Origin of the sequence: Streptomyces sp. NPDC052114 (assembly GCF_040680155.1) — a bacterium.
GTDB lineage: Bacteria > Actinomycetota > Actinomycetes > Streptomycetales > Streptomycetaceae > Streptomyces.
The window spans coordinates 101,935-122,931 of sequence record NZ_JBFAWC010000020.1; the positions used below are offsets into that span (position 1 = coordinate 101,935).

Sequence of the window (20,997 nt, forward strand, 5' to 3'; positions counted from 1 at the left end):
GCATGATCCTCGAACCGCTCACGGCGGTGGACGGCGCGCTGCCCGGCTCCGTGCTCACCGAAGTCACCGCCCTGTACGCCGCGAACCACGCGTTCTTCGCGCTCAGCGGGGACTTTCCCGACGCCCACGACATCCGCGTCGACCAGGTCGCCAAGGCCCTCGCGGACGAGCTGGCCCACCCCGACGCGGAGGTGCTGCTCGCCCGCTCCGAGGGGCGGCTCGTCGGCGTCGCCGTCACCCTGGCCCGCCACCCCGACCCCGCCGACCCCGACCCGTGGATCGGACTGCTCGTGGTGGCCGCCGAGGTGCACCGCACGGGTGTCGGGCGGGAGCTGGCGACCCGGGTCGAGGAGCGGTTCCGGGCGGCGGGCCGGGACGCCGTGCGGCTCGCGGTCCTGGAGAACAACCCCGGGGCGCTGCGGTTCTGGACCGCGCTCGGCTATCTCGTCATCGGGCACCGCGAGGACCGGGCGCTGCGGCGGCCCTGCGCGGTCCTGCGGAAGTCGCTGCGCGCGGGCTGAGGAGGGCACGGCCGGGGCGGCGCTCCCTCAGGGCTTGTCCGGCTTGCCCTCGCCGTACAGCCAGTCGCCCCAGATCGCCGCGACCTTCTCGCGTGCCTTCTCGCTGCCCGCGTGCTGCTCGACGTACTCCGTGAAGTCCTTGGTGTCGGCGTTCTTGTGGCGGTACGTCTTCGTCCAGCCCTGCACGATGTCGTAGAACGCGTCGTCGCCGACCGCCCGGCGGATCTTGTGGACGACCATGCCGCCGCGCTCGTAGACGGGCGAGTCCGAGATGTGCTCGGCGCTCGTCGGCTTGGCGGGCGGGAAGGCCCAGACGGCCTCGTTGTCCTCGTCGTCCTCGAAGTAGTCGCCCTCGTAGAGCGCGTCGAAGGTCTCCTGGGCGCTGTCGCCGCCGTGGTCCTCCTCGTACAGCCACTCCGCGTACGTCGCGAAGCCCTCGTTGAGCCACATGTCCTGCCACGACTTCGGCGTGACGGAGTTGCCGAACCACTGGTGGGCCAGCTCGTGGACGACGAGCCCGGTCTCGGGGGCGCCCGGGTAGGTGGGCCGGGTCTGGGTCTCCAGGGCGTACCCCGCGTCGTCCTCGCGGGCGACGATCGCGCCGGTGGAGGAGAACGGGTAGGGCCCGAAGTTGTACTCCTCCCACTCGACGATGTCCGGGATCTTCGCGAGGACCTTCTTGCTCGCCTTGGCCTCACCGGGCTCGACGGCGTTGACGACCGGCAGCCCGTCGTCCGTCGTCGTGGTCTCCATCTCGAACTTCCCGACGGCGACGGTCGCCACGTAGCTCGCCATCGGCTCGGCGCTGTGCCAGGCGAAGGTCGTCCGGCCGTTCCTGGTCGTCTCGCGGGTCAACTCGCCGTTGGAGACGGCCTTCAGGCCCTTGGGGACGGTGACCTCTATGTCGTACGAGGCCTTGTCGCTCGGGTGGTGGTTGCCGGGGAACCACGCCATCGAACCGGTCGGCTCGCCGAGCGCGAGCGCGCCGTCGGCCGTCTTCAGCCAGCCCTCCTCGGAGCCGTCCGCGTCGGTGACGGTCTCGGGGGTGCCGGAGTAGCGCACGACGGCGCGGAACGTCTCGCCCCGGTCGAGGTCGTCGGCGGGGCGGACCTTCAGCTCGTGGCCGGCGCGCTGGAAGCGGGCGGCCTTGCCTTCGACGGTGACAGCGGAGACGTCGAGCCCCTTCAGGTCGAGGTTGAAGGCGCTGAGCCTCTTGGTGGCGCGCGCGGTGATCTCGGCGGTGCCGGTGAGGTGGCGGGAGTCGGGGTCGTAGCCGAGCTTCAGGCCGTAGTGCGCCACGTCGTAGCCGCCGTTGCCCAGCTTGGGGAAGTACGGGTCGCGCACGCCGTCGGCGCCCGGGGTGCCGTCCGCGCCCGAACCGCTGCAGGCGCTGACGGTGGCGAGCAGGGCGAGGGCACAGGTGACGGTGGCGGCTCGGACGGCCGGGGATCGCAGTTCCACCCGGTGATCTTATGCGGCAAATGTTCGGGCCGGGGGAGGTATGGGACCCCGCGCAGGGGACCTCTCCTCCCCCGGCCCGCGGACGGTCAGAGCACCGCGACGCCCAACGGCCGCTCGCCCGCCGGGAGTCGGCGCACCGAACCGTCCTTCACGTCGACCACCGAGATGCCGTTCCAGTAGCCGTCGCGCGTGAAGCCGCCCGTCACATACGCGGTGCGGCCGTCCGGGGAGACGGCGACGTCCTCGTGCGGGCCGTCCAGCGGGATCACCCGCTCCTTGCCGCCCCGGGTCCGCACGGTCAGCGAGGGGCCCTTGTCGGCGTCCGGGTCGATGGGTCCGGTGCCGACCGCGAAGAGCGTGCCGTCGTCGGTGACCGTCACGCCGTGCTGGTGCGTGTCGGCGGTCATCCTCTCGATGTCGTACGTCCCGGTGCGCGGGTCGAGCACGACGAGCCGCTCGCCCTCGAAGGGCAGCAGGAGCTTGCCGTCGGAGGGGCGTACGGCGGTGTAGTGCGGCTTCAGCCAGGAGCCGAGGCCGCCCTCCGTGCCGTAGGGGGCGACTTCGATGCGGCGCGGCTTCAGCGAGTCGGCGCGCACGACGGTCACGTCGAAGGAGTCGTGGTCGGTGGCGTAGACCTCCCGGCCGTCCTTGGACACGTCCACGTCGAAGGGCCGCCGGCCGACGGGCACGGTGTCGGTGACCTCGCGCTCGGCGGTGTCGATGACCTCCAGCGTGCCGTTGCCGCCGGGGACGTTGACGCCGACGTACACGTGCTCGCCGTCGGGCGCGAGGGCGATGCCCATGCCGCCGCCCCGGTACTCGCCGGTCGTCGTGGGGCCGGTCTCCGTCTCGTAGGGGATGCGGGCGACGCGCTCACGGGACGCGGTGTCGACGACGGCGACTCCCTCCGCGGTCGCCACCCAGGCGCGGCCGTCCTCGCCCACGGTCAGTCCGTAGGGCGCCGTGCCGACCTTCACCGAGTCGACGGGGCCCTTCTCGGGGTCGACGAAGGTCACCGTGTCGGAGCCGAAGTCGGCGACCAGAAGGGTGCCTTCGGGCGTCTTCGTCCCGGCGGGGAGGGGGGCGGTGGAGGCCGCGCGGGTGGGCTCGGGGGCGGACGCGGCGGACCCTTCGGAGGCGCCCGCGCAGCCGGCGAGGACGGCGGCGGCCAGCAGCGCCGACGTACCGGCCGCGAGGGCCCGGCCCCTCACGCGGCGCCCCGCAGCAGCGCCGCGATCTCCGTGAACCCGCGGCGCTCCGCGTGCGCGAGCGGGGTGACGCCGTCCCCGTCGGCGAGGCCGGGCGTCGCGCCCGCGGCGAGCAGCAGCTCCACGATCTCCTGGTGCGGACGGCCGCCGTCGCCGAGGATCACGGCCTCCAACAGGGCGGTCCAGCCGAGGTCGTTGACGTGGTCGACGTCGATGTCGGTGACGCGCAGGACCTCGCGTACGTAGGCGACGTGGCCGCGCTCCGACGCGGGGATCACACTGATCCCGCCGAAGCGGTTGCGCAGCGTCAGGTCGGGGCCCGCGGGCAGCAGGACGTGCAGCATGGCGACGCTGCCCGTCACGCCGGTCACCAGCCAGGGGCTGTCGGAGCGGTGGTCCTGCGCGTCGACGTCGGCGCCCGCGGCGACCAGCACCCGGGCGGCCTCGACGTGGTCGCCGACGGCGGCGAGCAGCAGCGGCGAGCGCAGCTCGGTGTCGCGGGCCTCGACGCGGGCGCCCGCCTCCAGGGCGGCACTCACCTCGGCGGCGTTCCCGGCCCGTGCGGCGTCGAGCAGCTGCCGGTCGGCGACGGTGGTGTTCATGGCGGATCTCCTCGTCGTGCGGGCCCCCGCGCGGACGGGCGCGGGGACCGGGAACAGCCTCGACAGCATGGCTCAGCGGTTGAGCGCCGCCACGCCCGCCTGGGCGAACTTCTCGTCCAGGTCGCCGCTCGGGGCGCCCGCGACACCGATGCCCGCGACGGGCGCGCCCTTGGCGGTCACCGGCGCGCCGCCCGCGAGGAAGAGGGTGCCGGGGATGTCCTTCAGCGTCGGGGCCTGCTCCAGGCGCTTGGTCAGCTCGGAGGTGGGGGCGTTCCAGGAGACGGCGGTGAACGCCTTCTTCTCGGCGGACTCGTACGACTGCGGGCCGGCGCCGTCGCCGCGCAGCGTGACGATGGTGTTGCCGTTGCGGTCGACGACGGCGACGGAGACGCGCTGGTTCTCCTTCTTCGCGGCGTCCAGGGTGGCCTGCGCGGCCTTGGTGGCGGCGGCGACCGACAGGTGCGTGGACTGCGTGAGGTTCTTGTTGCCCGCGTCGGCGGTGACGGCGGCCTTGGCGGCGGCGTCCGGGGTGCCGGCGGTGGCGGAGACGGCGCCGAAGGTGCCGGCGCCGAGGACGGCGGCGGTGGCGGCGATCGTGAGGACGCGGCTGCGGCGGGAGAGCTTCTTCACCGGGGACTCCTGGGGTTCTCGGAGGGAGGGAGCGAGGGGTTCTTGCCTCTGCCCTCAATCCTGTGGCCGGGTCCGGGGCCCACCCCTCGACGTACCGGCTGGCACCGGCGCGCGACTCGGCCGACACCCGGGTCAGCCGATCGGTTGACCCCCGGGTGGTCCCGGCGGGCCACAATGGGGATGTTTGCGCAGTTCAGCGACGACGTGACGGCGGTACGGGCCGTCGGTACGAGCCGTCGGTACGAGAGGGAGGCGCCCCAGTGGAACAGCGCACGCGCACGCCGGGCCCCGACCCCCGCGCGCCGGACCCCGACGCCCGCTGGCTCGCGGCCGTCATGCACGCGACGTTCTATCTGCTGCTCGCCACCTCGCTGGCCCGCTTCCTGCTGCGCCACCCCGGCGGCGCGCGCGTCCCGTGGATCATCGCGCTCTCGGCGGTCCTCGCGGTCCTCTACGCCCTGCCGTTCCTGACGGGCGGGCCGCCGGCCACGCCGCTGGGCACCCCGCCGCCGGGCACCCCGCCGAGGAAGCGCGCCACACCCCGCCATCTCACCTGGCTCGCCCTGGTCGTCGCGGTCTGGCTGGTCCTCGTCGTCCTCGCGCCGAGCTTCGGCTGGTGCGCGGTGCCGCTCTTCTACACCGGCCTGCGGACCCTGCCGCCGCGCGCGGCCCTGGCCCTGGTGGCCGTCCTGACCGGCTGCGTGATCGCCTCGCAGCTGCGGCTCGCGGGCCGCTACGACCCGGACCTGATCCTCGGGCCGCCCGCCGTGTCGGCGATCGCGACGGCGGTGTTCACCTACATGCGGCGCCAGGCGGCCCGCCAGCGCGACCTGATCGACGACCTCATCCGCACCCGCCGTGAACTGGCCGCCACCGAGCGGCGCGAGGGCACGCTGGCCGAACGCCAGCGCCTGTCCATGGAGATCCACGACACCCTCGCGCAGGGCCTGTCCAGCCAGCAGATGCTGTTGCAGGCGGCCGACCGGGTCTGGGACACGGACCCGGCGAAGGCCCGCGCCCACGTCCGCACCGCCGAGTCGATCACCGAGCACGGCCTCACCGAGGCGCGCCGCTTCGTGCACGACCTGGCGCCCGCCGACCTCGCGGACGGCGGCGGCGTCACACAGGCGCTGCGCGCCCTCGCGGAACGGGAGTCGGACGCGGGCCTCACCGTCCGCCTCCACGTGGAGGGCACGCCGGTGGCGCTGCCGGACCGGGTCGGTTCGGCGCTCCTGCGGATCGCGCAGGGCGCGCTGGCGAACGTACGCGAACACGCGGACGCGACCACGGCGGCGCTCACCCTCACGCTCCTGGACGACCAGGTGGTCCTGGACGTCGCCGACGACGGCCGCGGCTTCACCCCGCCGTCCGCGTCCGGGGCCCCGGCGGGCGTACGCGGCCACGGGCTGCCCGCGATCCGCGCGCGGGCGGGCCAGCTGGGCGGCACACTGACGATCGAGTCGGCGCCGGGCGAGGGCGCGGTCCTTTCCGTATCGATCCCGTTGGAGCCGCAGCGATGACCACCGCACCGCCCCATCCCGTCCGCCTGCTGGTCTGCGACGACCACGTCGTCGTCCGCGCGGGCCTGCTCGCCCTGCTCGGCAGCGCGCCGGACATCGAGGTGGTCGGGGAGGCGGGCACGGGCGAGGAGGCGGTCGCCCTGGCCGCGAAACTCGCCCCCGACGTCGTCCTGATGGACCTGCAACTGGGCGAGGGCATCGACGGCGTGGAGGCCACCCGCCGCATCGCCTCGGCGCCCGGCAAGGCCCCGCACGTCCTGGTCCTGACCACCTACGACACGGACGCGGACATCACCCGGGCCATCGAGGCGGGCGCGACGGGCTACCTCCTCAAGGCGGAGCGCCCCGAGGAGCTCTTCTCCGCGATCCAGGCGGCGGCCCAGGGCCGCACGGCCCTCTCCCCGCCGGTCGCGTCCCGCGTGATGGCCCGCATGCGCAGCCCCCGCCCCACCCTCACGGACCGCGAACGCGACATCCTCGGCCAGCTCTCCCAGGGCCTCGGCAACCGCGAGATCGCCCGCGCCCTCTTCATCAGCGAGGCGACGGTGAAGACCCACCTGGGCCGCATCTACGACAAACTCGGCGTCGACACCCGCGCGGGCGCGGTCGCGGTGGCGAAGGAACAGCGCCTGCTGCCGTGACGGCGGGCGGCTGCGGGCTCAGAAGCGGCTGGTGTCGATCTCGAAGCCGAGCGGCTCGGGAAGCGGAACGACCTTGGAGAGCTTGAAGGTCTCCTGCCGCCCGTACTCCTCCCCCTCGGGCTCCGTGTGCAGGACGACGAGTCCGGCCTGCCGGTCGATCAGGAGGTGGACGGGGATGCCCGCGCGGGCGTAGCCGAGGACCTTCTTGTGGCGGTCGTTGTCTCCCGTCGAACGAGACGTCACCTCCGCGACGAGCAGGACGGGCGACGCGTCGTGGTACTTCTCCTCGTTGTCGAAGCTTCCTTTGGGAGCGAGCACCAGGTCCGGCTCGACCTGACCGCCCACCGAGGCGCCCGGCACACACAGCCCGATCCCCGTGTAGCGCCCCAGGTCCTTGCGGTGGTCCCGCACCTGACCGGTCATCTCCGACACGATCTCTTCGTGCTCCCCGTTGGCCGGAGGCGTCACGTGGATCTCCCCTTCGATCAACTCCACGCGCCAGCCCTTGGGGGCGACCGCGCTGAACATGACGAAGGCTTCCTCCACCGGCATGGCCGGCACTCGGTCCTGGACCAGACCCACCAGGGATCGCGTGTCGAGCTCCTGGCAGGGCTCGTACTCCGGCAGTGGCAGTGCTGCCATGGCGGAACCTCCTTCGCTCAGCGCGACAGTGCCAGCGTAGGCCGCGCCGCTTCCGCCGGACCGGGAAGCGTTCACTCGAACGCGTGAGCGGCAGCGTTTTCGCAGGTCAGGGGCGTGGAGTCCGGCCCTGCGCGCGGGCCGTGACACCATCGACCCGTGCTCGACATCGGCTACGCGCTCTCCTCCCGCTTTCCCGACCCCCCGCAGCTGGACTACAGCCGCGCGGACGTCCGTGCGCTGCGGCACGACCTCTTCTGCGGGGACGTGTATCTGGCGGACACCAAGGCGGACCGGGAGCTGTCCACAGCCTGGGGATGGGTTCCCGTGCTGGACTTCGCGTGGGCGCTGTGCGACATCGTCGAGGCGCTCGACAAGGATCCGCTGGGCAGCCGGGCCTCCCGGCCCCAGTACGCGGAGCTCGACTTCACGGAGTCGACGGATCGGATGCTGTTCGCCCGGCGCTTTGGCTGGGTGGACATCGAGGCGGACTGGATGGAGGCGGAGGAGGCGGCGCTGTCCTTCTCCCACGCGGAGCTTCGCCGCGAGGCGCGGGACTTTCTCCATGACGTGGTGGCCGACCTCACCGATCTCCACGAGGGGCTTGCGGACAACCCCGCGATCTGGTCCCTCCTCTCCCGCCACCCTCGCGTCCCGCGGTAACCCCGTCGCCGGGGCGGACGCCCTCCCCTCGCCGCCCGGCCCCGGGGTCCCGCCTCCCCGCGTCGGGGCGGTCCGGCTGCGCCGGGCTGGAGCCACGGTCATCGCCGCCCGGCACCGGGGCCTGTGCCCGCCTGCCCCGGGCTTGGTGCCTCCTTCATCGCTGCCCGGCACCGTCCGGCTGCGCCGGGGCTGGAGCCACACTTCCCGCCGCCCGGCACCGGGGGCTGTGCCCACCCGTTCCGCCTTGCGGAACGCCTGCCCACAGCGGGATGGCCAGTTCGCCACCGCGCCGCTGCCCGCAGCAGGGGCGGCTACCCGGCCAGTGCCGCCGACCACAGCGGGAGCGGCCACATGCCCACCGCGCCGCCGCCCACAGCGGGGGCGGCCAGTTCGCCACCGCGCCGCCGCCCACAGCGGCGGGACCGGCGGCAGGTTGCCCACCGGGCGCAGCGCGGGCAGAGCGGCCCCCACCGGGCCGCACCCGCACGCGCTCCCGAGGGGACGTGGGGGTATGTGCGAACGGAGCACCGAGCCAGCCATAGCGCCTTTGGACTTGAGGCGGGGCGCAGGGATGGCGAGTACGCACATACCCCCGCGGCCCCGCCCCCGAGACGGGCAAAGGCGGACCAGCCCAAGACGACCCGGCAGACGCCGACGACACCCACCCCACGGACGAACGAACCGCGCACCGTCCAAGCGCAGCCGCCCACGCCTACGCCTACGCCCCCGGATCCGCCACCCGAACCCCCACCTGTGCCGCGAACGCCGGTGCGAGGTCGATCAGTTGGGCGGGGCTGATCACCGCGCCCGCGAGGGATTCGAGGCCGCGGGCGATCTCCAGCTCGCCCGCCGCCCGCAGATCCACGTCCACCATCCGCACCCCCGTGAAGTCCGCCCCGCGCACCACACAGTCCCGGAACTCCACCCGCTCCAGCACCGCCGCCCCGAAGTCCGGCTCCACCAGCACGCACCCCTCGAAGATCACGTCACGCAGCCGCGCCTTCCGCAGGTTCAGGTAGTCGATCTTCCCGCCCCGCACGACCACCCGCTCCAGCACGCCCCCGTGCACCTGCGCACCCCCGAGCCGCGCGTCGACCACCTCCACGTCCCGCAGCGACGCCTCCACCAGATCGGTCCCCACCCCCCGCGGCTCCGTCAGCACGGAGTCGACGAACCGCGCCCGCGTCAGCCGCGTCCCGTCGAGCGCGCACCCCGTCACCGCACAGTCCATGAACAGCGCGCCGCCCCCGTCCTGCGCACCGAGGTCGAGGCCGCGGAACTCCACCCCGTCGTAGTCCCCGTCCGGCGCCAGCTCCCCTCCCCCGAACGGCCGGAGCGGCGGCAACCGCACCTCGGCCCGCCGAGCCGCCTTGACCACCTTCGCCTGCGCCTGCGCCTTCGTCTTCGCCCTACCAGCCATGCCCCCCATCGTGCACTCCCCCACTGACAACGCCCCCGATGTCACAACCCGCCCACCCCCGAACGTCCAAGGGACAGGACCACACGACCCGCACCGACGCCAAGGGAGCCGGACCTATGCGCAGCACCCGTATCACCGTCATCGGCGGCGGCCTCGCCGGACTCACCGCCGCGATCACCGCCGCCGAGTCGGGCGCCCGCGTCACCCTCCACGAGTCCCACCACACCCTCGGCGGCCGCGCCCGCACCGCCGAAGGCCCGTACAAGACGAACGAGGGCCCGCACGCCCTCTACAACGGCGGCCCCCACTGGACCTGGCTCAAGCAGCGCGACCTCATCGGCCCCCTCGCGCCCCTCCCGCCCCTCGAAGGAGCCCGCCTGCGCCTGCGCCACCAGGGCGCGCTGCGCCGCACCCCGCCGCTCGCCATGCTCAAGCTGCTGCGCCGCAGGCCCGAACAGGCGCCCGTGGACCAGGACTTCCTGACCTGGGCCACCGCACAGGTCGGCGAGGAAGGCGCACGCGCCGCCGCGCACTACGTCGCCGTGGCCACGTTCCACCACGACCCCGGCACGCTCTCTGCCCGCTTCGTGCAGGAGCGCCTGCGCCGCGCGGCCAAGTTGCCCCCGGAGGCCCACTACCCGCGCGGCGGCTGGGGCTCGGTCATCGACCGCATGGCCGCCCGCGCCTGGAACCTGGGCGTACGCGTGGAGACCCTGGCCCGCGTCGACGACCTCGGCGACCTGTCCCGTGAGGGGCCCGTCGTCGTCGCGACCTCGCTCACCGCGGCCCGCCGTCTCCTCGGCGACGACTCCCTGCGCGGGGAGAGCGGCCGCACCACGCTGGTCGACGTGGCGTTCCGCTCCCGCAGGGGCGACCTCTTCGCGGTCTCCGACCTGGACCGGACCGGCTGGGTCGAGCGCTTCACCGCCCAGGACCGCACCCTCGCCCCCGCCGGCGAGCAGCTCGTGCAGGCGCAGATCCCGCTCTCCCCGGACGAGAGCAGGGCGGACGGCGTGACCCGTGCCGAGCACCTCCTCGACCTCGGCTTCCCCGGCTGGCGCGAGCGCGTGACGTGGCGCCGCGCCGCGGTGGCGAACGGCCGCACCGGCGCGGTCGACCTGCCCGGCACCACCTGGCGGGACCGGCCCGCCATCGACCGCGGTGACGACGTCTATCTGGCGGGCGATCAGGTCGCGGCGCCGGGGCTGCTGGCCGAGGTGTCGTTCAACAGCGCCCTGGAAGCGGTGTCGCTCGCGCTGACCAAGTCGAGGGTCGACCTCAAGCAAGGGGTCGACCTCAAGCAGGAGGTTGACCTCAAGTCGGCTTGAGGTCGAAGAGTGGGGCTCAGCACACAGAACGACACGGCACCGACAGTCCAGGAGTGAGCCCCATGCATGCCATCCGTCTCCACGCCTTCGGCCCCGCCGACAACCTCCGCCTGGAGGAGACCCCGGACCCCGAGCCGGCCCCCGGCCAGGTCCGCGTCGCCGTGGCCGCCGCCGGCGTGCACCTCCTGGACACCGCGATCCGCGAGGGCGTACAGGGCCCGCTGCCCGAACTCCCGGCCCTGCCCACCATTCCCGGCCGCGAGGTGGCGGGCACGGTCGACCAGGTGGGCGAGGGCGTACCGGCGCACTGGCTCGGCAAGCGCGTCGTCGCCCACATCGGCTTCGCCCCGGGCGGCTACGCCGAGCGCACCGTCACCGAGGTCTCCCGCCTGCACGAGCTGCCCGACGGCCTGGACTTCGCGGAGGCCGTCGCCCTCATCGGCACGGGCCGCACGACGATGGGGATCCTCCGGTTCACCGAACTCACCGCGGACTCCGTGGTCGTCGTCCCCGCGGCGGCGGGCGGCATCGGCACGCTCCTGACGCAGTACGCCAAGCACCGCGGCGCCACCGTCATCGGCCTGGCGGGCGGCCCGGAGAAGACGGCCCGCGTCCGTGCGAACGGCGCCGACCTGGCCGTGGACTACAAGGACCCGGCCTGGCCCGACGAGGTGCGCGCGTACCTGAAGGAGCGGCTCGACGGGCGCGCGGCCACCGTCGTCTTCGACGGGGTCGGCGGCGACGCGGGCCTCGCCGCGGTCGACCTGCTCGGCCCCGGCGGCAGCCACGTCGTCTTCGGCTGGTCCGGCAAGGGCCTGCACGACGGCGAGGCGCTGACGTTCACCGAGGAGGAGCTGGCCGCGCGCGGCATCACGCAGGTCAATGTCCTCGGCCCGGCGATGATGGCCAAGGCGGGCGGCGACAACCCCGTCCGCACCCTGGAGCTCGCCGCGCTCGCCGAGGCGGCGACGGGCCACTTCACCCCGGCCGTGCAGCGCTACCCCCTCGCGGAGGCGGCGGCCGCCCACCGCGCGCTGGAGACCCGCGGCACGATGGGCAAGGTCGTCCTGATCCCCTGACCCCGCACATCCCCTGACCCCGCGGATCCCCGGCCCCGAAATCCAGGTGCCCTCACGACATGCGGGAACTACCGTCCGTTATATGGATATGGAACCCGTCCACCCCCCTGTCCCGTCCCCCGTTCCGTCCCACGCCCCGTCGCCCGTCCAGTTCCGCGACATCCCCGAGGCGGGCATCGACGGCGCCCTCTCCCTCGCGTACCTCGTCTTCCACGAGAGCCCGGAGGAGGAGAAGCGCAAGCACCACCACGACCTGCTGCGCGACTGCACCCGCATCGGCGCGTACGACGGCGACGAACTCGTCGGCTTCGTCGCCGCGTTCCCCTTCAGGGTGTCGGTCCCCGGCGGCGAACTGCCCTGCCCCTGCCTGACGTTCGCGTCCGTGGCGCCGACCCACCGGCGCCGCGGCGTGCTCTCCGGGATGCTCGCGGAGCTGTTCGCGAGGTCGGCGGCGCAGGGCTCGCCGATCGCGTCCCTGTGGGCGTCGGAGGACGCGATCTACGGCAGGTTCGGCTTCGGGCCCGCCACCCACGGCCACACCGTGGAGATCGACTCCCGGCGCCCGCTCGACCTGCGCATCACCCCGGACGACCGCCCGCTGCGCCTGGTCGACCCGGCCGACGCCCCCGGCCTCCTCGGCGCGTACTACGACAGGACGCGCGCCGAGCGGGCCGGCCGCATCGACCGCTCCGAGGCCTGGTGGCGCGAGGAGTGGCTGGTGGAGGAGGACGAGGAGGACGACGAGCTGTCGCCGCCCCGCGTCGTCGTCCTGGGCGCCCCGCGGGGCCCCGTCGCCGGTTACGCGATCTACCGCACCAAGACCCGCGACGACGCCCCCGGCCTGGTCCGCCTGGACGAGCTGGAGGCGGACACCCCGGCCGCCGAGGCCGCCCTGTGGCGCTATCTCGCGTCGATCGACCTGACGGGCCTGATCCGCGCCTGGGGCCGCCCCGTGGACGACCCGCTGCACCTCTTCGCCGGCGACCGCGACCAGGTGCGCGTCACCGGCGAGTTCCCGGCGCTGTGGCTCCGCCTGATCGACGTGCGCGAGGCGCTGGAGTCCCGCTCCTGGGCGGCCCCGGTGGACGTCGTCCTCGACGTCCGCGACGACCGACTCGCGGCCAACGCCGGACGCCACCGCCTGACGGCGTCCGCCGAGGGGTGTACGTACGCGCGCACCGAGGACCCCGCGGACCTCACCGTCGACGTCCGCGACCTGGCCGCGGGCTACTTGGGCGGCACCACGGTCGACGCCCTGGTCCGCGCGGGCCTGGCGACGGAGCACACGCCGGGCACGGTGACGGCGCTGGACGCGGCGCTGCGCACGCCCCGCCTGCCGCACACCGTGGACGAGTTCTAGGAGACGCCCAGGAAGTCCTAGGAGGCCGAGCCCAGCTCCGCCAGCGCGCCGTCGGTCAGCCGGTATACGGTCCACTCGTCCTGGGGCAGCGCCCCGAGCGACCGGTAGAAGTTGATCGACGGCTCGTTCCAGTCCAGGACGGACCATTCGAGGCGCTCGTAGCCGCGCGCGACGCAGATCCGCGCGAGCTCGGTGAGGAGCGCCTTGCCGTGCCCGGCGCCGCGCGCCTCGGGGCGTACGTACAGGTCCTCCAGGTAGATCCCGTGCACACCGCGCCAGGTGGAGAAGTTCAGGAACCACAGCGCGAAGCCGACCGCCTCGCCGGTGGTGTCGTCCTGCGCGATGTGCGCGTACGCGGCGGGCCGCTCCCCGAAGAGCGCCTCGCGCAGCTGCTCCTCGGTGGCCCTCGCCTCGTCGAGCGCCTTCTCGTACGCGGCGAGGTCGCGGACCAGCGCGTGGATGACGGGAATGTCGGCGGGTGTGGCGGTACGAATCATGGCGGCAGCAAGCCATGCCCGTACCGCCGCGGTCAAAGGCGTCTCACCAGCCGGGAAGCCACCGGGCGGGCCGTCCGCGCGACGCCTCGCGCGGCGCCGGGTGCCCCGCCCCGCGCCTCACCGCCCCAGCAGCCGCCGCGCGACCTCCATGTCGTCCTCGTCCAGCGCACGCCCGTCCTCGATCTCCCACAGCGCGTTCTGGAGGACCCGGCCGAGCGTCCAGGCGCGCGCCCGCCCGCGGTCGAGGCCGAGGACCTCCGTCATCGCGTCGAACCGCCACAGCACGTCGTCCGGCTCGAAGCGGTTGTTGAGCGCGGGCCACAGGTCGAAGCCGGGGTCTCCGGCGAGCGGCTTGGGGTCGATGGCGAGCCACGGTTCGCGCTCGCCCGCCATGACGTTCTCGAAGTGCAGGTCCCAGTGCAGCATCCGGTCGCCGGGCTCGCCCAGGACCTCGCGGACCGCGCCCCCGCACCGCTCGACGATCGCGCGCTCGGCGGGGTCGGCGACGGCCTTGAGGGCGCCGGGCAGCTCGTCGAGCATCTCGGCGGCGATGTCGCCGAGCGTGCGCATGCCCTCGGGGGCGGGCCCCGCGGTCAGCCGGGCGAGGAGTTCGGCGATGACGAGGACGGCCTTGTGGGTGTCGGCCATCGTCGACAACATCCGCGCGGGGTCGAGGCGTTCGAGCAGCATCGTGCCGTGGGCGTCGTCGTGGTCGAGGAGGCGGACGGCGCCGTCGCCGTTCCACAGGCGCAGCGCGACCGGCTCGCCCTCGGTCTCCTCGTCCAGGATCTGGAACTTGACCGCGGCGGGCGTGCCGTCGGCGCGCCGCACGGGCAGCACGAGGGCGGCCATGCCGTGCATGGGCTCGCCGTCGAGCGTGAGGTCCCAGGCCTCGAAGGTCTCGTTCACCCGCTCGGGCAGCGCCGCGATGAAAGCCCTGCCCGGCTCCCCCGCGTAGGTGTGCTGCGACTCGACCAGCTCGTCCGGAATGCGAATGTCGATCACACGCGCGACCTTAGCGGCGTGCGTGAATCACCGCATGCGCATTTTCCGGGACGCGGCCGCCGGCGCCCGCACCGCCGTCCTCGCCGTCACGTCGTACGTCCGCTCCGCCCCGGGGACGTACGTCTGGCTGGCGGCGCTGTTCGTCACGACCGTCGCGATGCACCACATGTCGCCGGAGTTCGAGGAGGAGTTCCTGCGCCGGCGCTCCACGAACATCCATGAGCTGTCGCGCGATCCGGTGCGGGTGCTGGTCTCCAGCGCGTTCTGGATCGACGGCGGCGGCTGGCTGCCGTACGCCGTGCTCTACACGGTCTTCCACGCGAGTGCCGAGCGCTGGCTCGGCACCGTGCGGTGGCTGGCGGTGGCGGCGCTCGCGCACGTCCTGGCCACGCTCATCAGCGAGGGCGTCCTCGCGCTCGCGATCCGCCACGGCGCCGCCCCGCAGTCCTCGGTCAACACCCTGGACGTGGGCGTGAGTTACGCGCTGGCGGGCGTGGTCGCGGTCCTCGTGTACCGGCTTCCGCCGCCCTGGCGGTACGCGTATCTCCTCGCCGTCCTGGTGGTGTACGGCGCCCCGCTGATCACGGGCAGGACCTTCACCGACCTGGGCCACTTCACCGCGGTCCTGATCGGCCTGGCCTGCCGCCCGCTCACCCGGGACGCCGCACCCCACCGGACATCGGCACGGAAGGTCAGGAGATCCCGGCGCCCTTGAGCTCCTTGGCGAACGCCGCCTGCTCGTAGAGGGAGTTGCCCTCCGGCTTCTTGCCGTCGACGAGGACGGTCGGCGTGCCCTGGATGCCGTCGGCGGAGAAGGCCTCCATCGCCTCGCCGACCCACTTCTTGTACGTGCCGCCGGTCACCGCCTTGTCGAAGGCGCCGCCGCGCAGCCCGTCGACCTTGTCGGCGATCTTCAGCAGGAACGCCGGGGTGTAGGCGTCGTCGGACTCCTCCTCCGGCTGGTTGGCGAAGACGGCCGCGTGGAACTGCGGGAACTTGCCCGCCTCCACGGACGCCCGCAGCGCGTTGGCGGCGTTCACCGAGCCGCTGCCGCCGAGGTTCTTGTCGAGGAACGAGGCGATCGTGTACTCGACCTTGACCTTGCCGTCGGCCACCGGCTTCACCAGCGCCTGCGCCCCGCCCTCCTCGAACCGCTTGCAGAACGGGCAGCGCGGGTCCTCGTACACCTTGACCGTATGCTTGGCCTTCGGGTCGCCGACGGTGATCACGCCGCCCTTCACCGAGGCGGGCACGTCCGCGAGTTGGGCGCTGGCCGCCGGCGGGGCCTTCGCCTCCGGGGCGTCGGAACCGGGGGACTTCTCGCCGGACGCGGCGGGCTTCTCGCTGACGCTGCCGCCGCCCTTGTCCTCGTCGGGACCGCAGGCGGACGCGGCCAGCCCGATCAGCGCCGCCGCTGCCACCGCGGCGGCGACGCGCCCGGCCTTGTGTACGGCCATGAGTAGAGCCCTCCAGGGTTTCGACACTTAAGCCTCAAAGTATCGGAATCTATCCCGTGTCACGGCCGCCGAACGACCCGCCCCACGGGACCAAGGCCCCACCCCCGCGGCCGACCCCTGCCCACGGCCCCCACCTGCGCAGTAACGTCCGCCCATGAGCAGCACGAGCAACCCGAACCACGCGCCCGGCACGGTCAACGGCGGCATATCGTTCTGGTACGCGGACGAGGGCCTGCCCACCGCCCGCGAGCCCCTGACCTCCGACGCCACGGCGGACGTGTGCGTCGTCGGCGGCGGCTACACCGGCCTGTGGACCGCGTACTACCTGAAGAAGGCCGCGCCCTTCCTGCGCATCACCGTCCTGGAGCAGAAGTTCTGCGGCTACGGCGCCTCCGGCCGCAACGGCGGCTGGCTCTACAACGGCATCGCGGGCCGCGACCGCTACGCCAAGCTGCACGGCCACGAGGCGGCGGTGCGGCTCCAGCACGCGATGAACGACACGGTCACCGAGGTCGTCGACACCGCGCGGGCGGAGGGCATCGACGCGGACATCCACCACGGCGGGGTCCTCGAAGTCGCCTACACCCCCGCCCAGTTGGCCCGCCTGAAGGCCTTCCACCAGGCCGAGCTCGCGTACGGCGAGAAGGACCGCACCCTGCACGGCGCCCGCGAGACGGCCGAGCGCGTGCGCGTCGCCGGGGCCGTCGGCTCCACCTGGACCCCGCACGGCGCCCGCCTGCACCCGGTGAAGCTCGTCCAGGGCCTGGCCGCCGCCGTGGAGGCCCTGGGCGTCACGATCCACGAGTCGACGCCCGTCACGGAGATCAGGCCGAAGCACGCGATCACCCCGTACGGCACGGTCCGCGCCCCCTACGTCCTGCGCTGCACCGAGGGCTTCACCGCGTCCCTGAAGGGCCAGCGCCGCACCTGGCTCCCGATGAACTCCTCGATGATCGCGACGGAGCCCCTCTCGCCCGCCCAATGGGAGTCCATCGGCTGGGAGGGCCGCGAGACGCTCGGCGACATGGCCCACGCGTACATGTACGCGCAGCGCACCGCCGACGACCGCATCGCGCTCGGCGGCCGGGGCGTCCCCTACCGCTTCGGGTCGAAGACCGACAACGACGGCCGCACCCAGCCCGCCACGATCGAGTCGCTCCGCGCCATCGTGACCCGCTTCTTCCCGCAGCTCGCGGGCGTGCGGGTGGCCCACGCCTGGTCCGGCGTCCTCGGCGTGCCCCGCGACTGGTGCGCGACGGTCACCCTGGACCGCGCCACGGGCCTCGGCTGGGCGGGCGGCTACGTCGGCTCGGGCGTCGCCACCGCCAACCTCGCCGCCCGCACCCTGCGCGACCTGGTCCAGCAGGACTCGGGCCAGGCGGGCCCCACCGACCTGACGACCCTGCCCTGGGTCAACCACAAGGTCCGCAAGTGGGAACCGGAACCCTTCCGCTGGCTGGGCGTGCACGGCATGTACGCCACGTACTACGCGGCCGACCGCCGCGAACTGACCACCCACACGGCACAGTCGTCCCGCCTGGCACGGGTGGCGGACCGGGTGGCGGGGCGGCACTAGCGCGCCGGGCCCGGCCGCTCTCGCCCCTGGCCGAGAACCACCGGCATCAGCAGCCCCTCCAGGTCCGTTGTCACACCCTTGTGCCACGATCACCCAATTGTTCGTTCAGCCTGGGGGGGCTCGATGCCTGAACCATGTCCTTCCGCGAGACGCACGGCGCACACCGCGGTGTTCCTCGCCCTGGCCGCACTGCTGGCCCTGCTCGTACCGTCCGCGCTGCCGGCGACGGCCGCCCATGCCGCCGAGGCGGAGTGCGCGCCGCTGGCCCTCGCCCCGTTCGGCGACCCGGGCGACGCGGTCGGCAAGGCGGTGGTCGCTCCCGACGCGAGCGCCTGCCACACCTTCACCGCCACCGAAGCGGGCCTCCACCAGGTCTCGCTCACCGACACAAGCAACGAGGCGTACACCGAGGTCCACGCCGGTGACACCCGGATCGAGTGCACCGGCGGCCTCTGCGACCTGCCCGCGGCCGGCGACTACACCGTGAAGGTCGTCAACAACGGCTTCGACGACGCCGAGACGGCCGTCACCGTCGTACCGCTGGGCACGAACCGCGGCTGCGCCGCGTCCACCGGCACCGCCTGGGACCGGCCGACCGACACCAGGACGTCCACCGGCCCCCTGGAGGTCGGCTGCCAGCCCTTCGACGCCGAACCCGGTGACCGCATCCGGCTCACCCGCGGCACCAAGGCCTACGGCGAATCGGTCGCCTGGATCACCGACACCACCGGCGCCCGGATCTGCCCGCGCTTCCCCGAGGACGGCGAGGACAGCTGTGTCCTGCCGGGCAAGGGCCCCTACCGCGTCCTATCCCGCGTCACGTACGCGGAGGGCGGCTTCCCCACCCAGTACGCGGTCAAGGCACGCCGCCTGAACGACCCGCAGGGATGCCCGTCCGCCCCCGTCCGCCCCTACGGTCCTTCGGCCGCACCGGACTTCACCACGACACCCTGCTTCACCGTCACGGCCGACAAGGCGGGCCGGTACCGCATCGACTCCGTCGACAAGGAGGGCGCCACCGCGCCGGTCCGCGTCCACGACCGGTCCGGCAGGACCGTCTGCCGCACCACCGAGCAGCCCTGCCGCCTGCCCTCCGCGGGCACCTACACGGCCGTCCTCGACGGCTCGTACCCCTTCTACGACGACTCCAAGGGGCTCATCGTCCGGGACCGGGCCTCCGGCAGCGGGTGCGTGAGGACCGGAATGGGCACCCACAAGGGCGAGTTGAGCACGGGCGGGCAGTACGACTGCCTGGAGCTGGCCGCGCCCAAGGACGCCAGGATCGCGGCGCTCACCCCGCTCGGCCGCTCCGGAGTCGACGCCGCCGTGGAGGTCGTCGACGGCGAGGGCACCGAGCAGTGCGACGCGGAGAAGCTCGCCGCGGGCGACTGCGCCCTCAGCGGCACCGCGCCCTACCGCGCGCTCGTCCACGCCGACGACGGCACCACCCGCACCGGCCCGTACACCCTGGCCCTGCACCGCACGGACGCGGCGAACGACTGCCCCGTCCTGCCCACGGGCAGCTTCGCCGCCGACGGCGCCGAGGCCGCCTTCTCCACCGGGGACGGCACCTTCTCGCGCTGCCTGACCATCCCGGCGGACGCCCACACCTCGGCCGAGGTCCTGCAACTCGTCGCCACGTCCGGCGACGTCCCTGCCACGTTCTCCGTGCTCGACTCCACGGGCAAGCGGGTCTGCGACCGCAACGCCACCACCAACGGCTGGACGCTCTGCGCGCTCACGCCCGGCAAGGCCCACACCGTCCTGGTCACCGGCAGCGACAAGGCCGCCGACTACACGCTGACGCGCCGCGACGTGACGTCGACGGCGTCGTCCGCGGGCTGCACGAAGACACCGGCGGGCAAGGTGGGCGGCCCTTCGGTGAAGGGCTCGTACGGCGCTCCCGGCACTCTGCGCTGCCGCCAGGTCACCACGTCCGCCGCCACCGATGTCGTGCACCTCGACGTGCGGGACGCCCTGGGCACCGCCGACATGTACGTCTTCGACGGCGACGGCAAGAACGCGTGCGAGCTGCGCGGCCGGGCCTGCGCCGTCACCGGTGGCACCACGCACCAGGTCCTCGTGCAGACCCCGGTGAACCGCCGGGCGGCACCCGAGTACCGCCTGGACGCCCTGCGCATCGCCACGGCCGAAGGCCCCGCGTCCGAGTGCGCCGAGGTCCCGTCCGTGGCGTACGGATACGGCCCGGTCACCGGCACCCTGGACGAAGCGCACACGGCCACCTGCGCCGTCCTGCCCACGTCGCGGGACGACCGCTTCGAAGCCGAGATCACCGACACCACGGGAGCCGCCGTGAAAGCGGTCCCCTCGCTCTACAACAGCGCATGGAAGAACGGCTGCTCACCGGCCGTGCCGAAGGACTACGTCTGCGGCGTGAACGACCCGGACACGGCCCCGGGGAAGCCCTCCGTGCTCGTCCTCGGCCTCCCGGACAAGGCCTCGGCCACGTCCTACCGCGCCACGCTGACGTGCTGGTCCGGGCGCTGCGGCGGCGAGAAGGTCACCGTCACGGGGCTGACGCCCACGACGGCGCCCGGCGGCACCAAGCCCACGCTCACGGTGACGGGCACTGCCCTCCCCCCGGACGCCACGGTCCGGTTGTCCCGGGCGGGCAGGACCCTCACGGCGAAGACGAACTCGGTGTCGGCCGACTACCGCACCCTCAAGGCGACCCTCGACCTGACGGACGTCCCCGCGGGCGACTGGTACGTCAGCGTCGTCGCGGGCGGCTCGGAGTTCCCGCAGGGCACCTTCACCGTCACCGCCCCCGAGCTGACGAGCACCACCGCTCCCAAGGTGACCGGCACGGCCGCCGTCGGCTCCACGGTGACGGCGGCGCCCGGCGGCTGGTCGGCGACGCCCTCCTCGTACACCTACCAGTGGAAGGCGGGCGGCGCGGCGATCGCCGGTGCCACGGCCTCGACGTACAAGATCCCGGCCGCGCGCCTGGACAAGAAGCTGACCGTCACCGTCACGGCCCACAAGGCCGGCTGGAAGGACGCCACCGCGACGTCCCCGGCGGTCACGGTCGCCAAGGGCGCCGCGCCCAGGGCGACGGAGAAGCCGTCGATCACCGGCACCGCCCGCGTCGGCAAGGTCCTCAAGGCCGGGAAGGGCACCTGGTCGCCCGCCCCTGGCTCGTACGCGTACCAGTGGTACGCGAACGGGACGGCGATCTCCGGCGCGACCAAGTCCTCGCTGACCCCGAAGTCCGCCCAGCGCGGCAAGAAGATCACGGTCAAGGTGACGGCCCGCCGCACCGGCCACCGCGACGGAACGGCGACGAGCGGGGCGACCGGGACCGTCGCCCCCTAGGAGGCCATGCCACCGCACCCGGTCAAGGGTCCCCGGGTCACGGGACTGTCCCAG

General features: G+C 73.6%; 18 protein-coding genes and 1 pseudogene. 10 read left to right on the forward strand and 9 right to left on the reverse strand.

The window, feature by feature from the left end:
• The first annotated feature begins 2 nt into the window (after window positions 1-2).
• On the forward strand, window positions 3-521 hold the full coding sequence (locus AB0L89_RS33995) for a GNAT family N-acetyltransferase (protein WP_365149894.1): 519 nt from the start codon (window positions 3-5) through the stop codon (window positions 519-521).
• Between the two features lie 27 nt (window positions 522-548).
• On the opposite strand, the gene AB0L89_RS34000 is transcribed toward AB0L89_RS33995, so the two are convergent.
• The 4 genes and pseudogenes from AB0L89_RS34000 to AB0L89_RS34015 all read right to left on the reverse strand — a co-directional run bounded on the left by AB0L89_RS34000 (window position 549) and on the right by AB0L89_RS34015 (window position 4,422).
• A complete protein-coding gene (locus AB0L89_RS34000) occupies window positions 549-1,976 on the reverse strand; it encodes a M1 family metallopeptidase (RefSeq protein WP_365150053.1) in 1,428 nt (475 codons plus the stop codon).
• Window positions 1,977-2,068: 92 nt separating this feature from the next.
• The gene (locus tag AB0L89_RS34005; RefSeq protein WP_365149897.1) at window positions 2,069-3,193 is read right to left on the reverse strand and encodes a hypothetical protein; all 1,125 of its coding nucleotides are present in this window, start codon (window positions 3,191-3,193) and stop codon (window positions 2,069-2,071) included.
• Window positions 3,193-3,792, reverse strand: a pseudogene (locus AB0L89_RS34010) (ankyrin repeat domain-containing protein); the annotation flags it as partial. The gene AB0L89_RS34005 and the pseudogene AB0L89_RS34010, both read right to left, overlap by 1 nt.
• A gap of 72 nt (window positions 3,793-3,864) precedes the next feature.
• A complete protein-coding gene (locus AB0L89_RS34015) occupies window positions 3,865-4,422 on the reverse strand; it encodes a heme-binding protein (RefSeq protein ID WP_365149900.1) in 558 nt (185 codons plus the stop codon).
• Between the two features lie 335 nt (window positions 4,423-4,757).
• On the opposite strand from AB0L89_RS34015, the gene AB0L89_RS34020 reads away from it, so the two are divergent.
• Together AB0L89_RS34020 and AB0L89_RS34025 are read left to right on the forward strand one after the other, a co-directional pair.
• Window positions 4,758-5,942 (forward strand): sensor histidine kinase, encoded by a 1,185-nt coding sequence (locus tag AB0L89_RS34020; protein ID WP_365150056.1) that lies wholly within the window; start codon window positions 4,758-4,760, stop codon window positions 5,940-5,942.
• On the forward strand, window positions 5,939-6,583 hold the full coding sequence (locus AB0L89_RS34025) for a response regulator transcription factor (RefSeq protein WP_365149903.1): 645 nt from the start codon (window positions 5,939-5,941) through the stop codon (window positions 6,581-6,583). Before AB0L89_RS34020 ends, AB0L89_RS34025 begins: the two co-directional genes overlap by 4 nt.
• 18 nt (window positions 6,584-6,601) lie before the next feature.
• Here the strand turns inward: AB0L89_RS34025 and AB0L89_RS34030 are convergent, their stop codons facing one another.
• Window positions 6,602-7,135, reverse strand: a complete 534-nt coding sequence (locus AB0L89_RS34030) for a Uma2 family endonuclease (protein ID WP_365150059.1) — start codon at window positions 7,133-7,135, stop codon at window positions 6,602-6,604.
• A 246-nt stretch (window positions 7,136-7,381) separates the two neighbouring features.
• Between AB0L89_RS34030 and AB0L89_RS34035 the strand changes: the two genes are divergently transcribed.
• A complete protein-coding gene (locus AB0L89_RS34035) occupies window positions 7,382-7,885 on the forward strand; it encodes a hypothetical protein (protein ID WP_365149906.1) in 504 nt (167 codons plus the stop codon).
• A gap of 718 nt (window positions 7,886-8,603) precedes the next feature.
• On the opposite strand, the gene AB0L89_RS34040 is transcribed toward AB0L89_RS34035, so the two are convergent.
• Window positions 8,604-9,305, reverse strand: coding sequence for a pentapeptide repeat-containing protein (locus AB0L89_RS34040; protein WP_365149909.1), 702 nt, complete (start codon window positions 9,303-9,305; stop codon window positions 8,604-8,606).
• Between the two features lie 116 nt (window positions 9,306-9,421).
• Here AB0L89_RS34040 and AB0L89_RS34045 point away from each other — a divergent pair, with 116 nt between their 5' ends.
• The 3 genes from AB0L89_RS34045 to AB0L89_RS34055 all read left to right on the forward strand — a co-directional run bounded on the left by AB0L89_RS34045 (window position 9,422) and on the right by AB0L89_RS34055 (window position 13,072).
• On the forward strand, window positions 9,422-10,633 hold the full coding sequence (locus AB0L89_RS34045) for an NAD(P)-binding protein (RefSeq protein ID WP_365149912.1): 1,212 nt from the start codon (window positions 9,422-9,424) through the stop codon (window positions 10,631-10,633).
• Window positions 10,634-10,695: 62 nt separating this feature from the next.
• On the forward strand, window positions 10,696-11,712 hold the full coding sequence (locus AB0L89_RS34050) for a zinc-binding dehydrogenase (RefSeq protein ID WP_365149914.1): 1,017 nt from the start codon (window positions 10,696-10,698) through the stop codon (window positions 11,710-11,712).
• Between the two features lie 88 nt (window positions 11,713-11,800).
• Window positions 11,801-13,072, forward strand: a complete 1,272-nt coding sequence (locus AB0L89_RS34055) for a GNAT family N-acetyltransferase (protein ID WP_365150062.1) — start codon at window positions 11,801-11,803, stop codon at window positions 13,070-13,072.
• Between the two features lie 17 nt (window positions 13,073-13,089).
• On the opposite strand, the gene AB0L89_RS34060 is transcribed toward AB0L89_RS34055, so the two are convergent.
• Entirely contained in the window at window positions 13,090-13,569 is a 480-nt protein-coding gene (locus AB0L89_RS34060) for a GNAT family N-acetyltransferase (RefSeq protein ID WP_365149917.1), read from the reverse strand.
• A 117-nt stretch (window positions 13,570-13,686) separates the two neighbouring features.
• Window positions 13,687-14,574, reverse strand: coding sequence for an aminoglycoside phosphotransferase family protein (locus AB0L89_RS34065; protein WP_365149920.1), 888 nt, complete (start codon window positions 14,572-14,574; stop codon window positions 13,687-13,689).
• A 34-nt stretch (window positions 14,575-14,608) separates the two neighbouring features.
• Here AB0L89_RS34065 and AB0L89_RS34070 point away from each other — a divergent pair, with 34 nt between their 5' ends.
• A complete protein-coding gene (locus AB0L89_RS34070) occupies window positions 14,609-15,289 on the forward strand; it encodes a rhomboid-like protein (RefSeq protein WP_365149922.1) in 681 nt (226 codons plus the stop codon).
• On the opposite strand, the gene AB0L89_RS34075 is transcribed toward AB0L89_RS34070, so the two are convergent.
• Window positions 15,267-16,031: a thioredoxin domain-containing protein gene (locus tag AB0L89_RS34075; RefSeq protein ID WP_365149925.1), complete on the reverse strand. Its 765-nt coding sequence runs from the start codon at window positions 16,029-16,031 to the stop codon at window positions 15,267-15,269. The two genes, AB0L89_RS34070 and AB0L89_RS34075, sit on opposite strands and share 23 nt — an antisense overlap.
• 154 nt (window positions 16,032-16,185) lie before the next feature.
• Here AB0L89_RS34075 and AB0L89_RS34080 point away from each other — a divergent pair, with 154 nt between their 5' ends.
• Together AB0L89_RS34080 and AB0L89_RS34085 are read left to right on the forward strand one after the other, a co-directional pair.
• Window positions 16,186-17,607, forward strand: coding sequence for an FAD-dependent oxidoreductase (locus AB0L89_RS34080; protein WP_365149928.1), 1,422 nt, complete (start codon window positions 16,186-16,188; stop codon window positions 17,605-17,607).
• Window positions 17,608-17,730: 123 nt separating this feature from the next.
• Window positions 17,731-20,943, forward strand: coding sequence for a Tat pathway signal protein (locus AB0L89_RS34085; RefSeq protein WP_365149930.1), 3,213 nt, complete (start codon window positions 17,731-17,733; stop codon window positions 20,941-20,943).
• Window positions 20,944-20,997 lie beyond the last annotated feature (54 nt).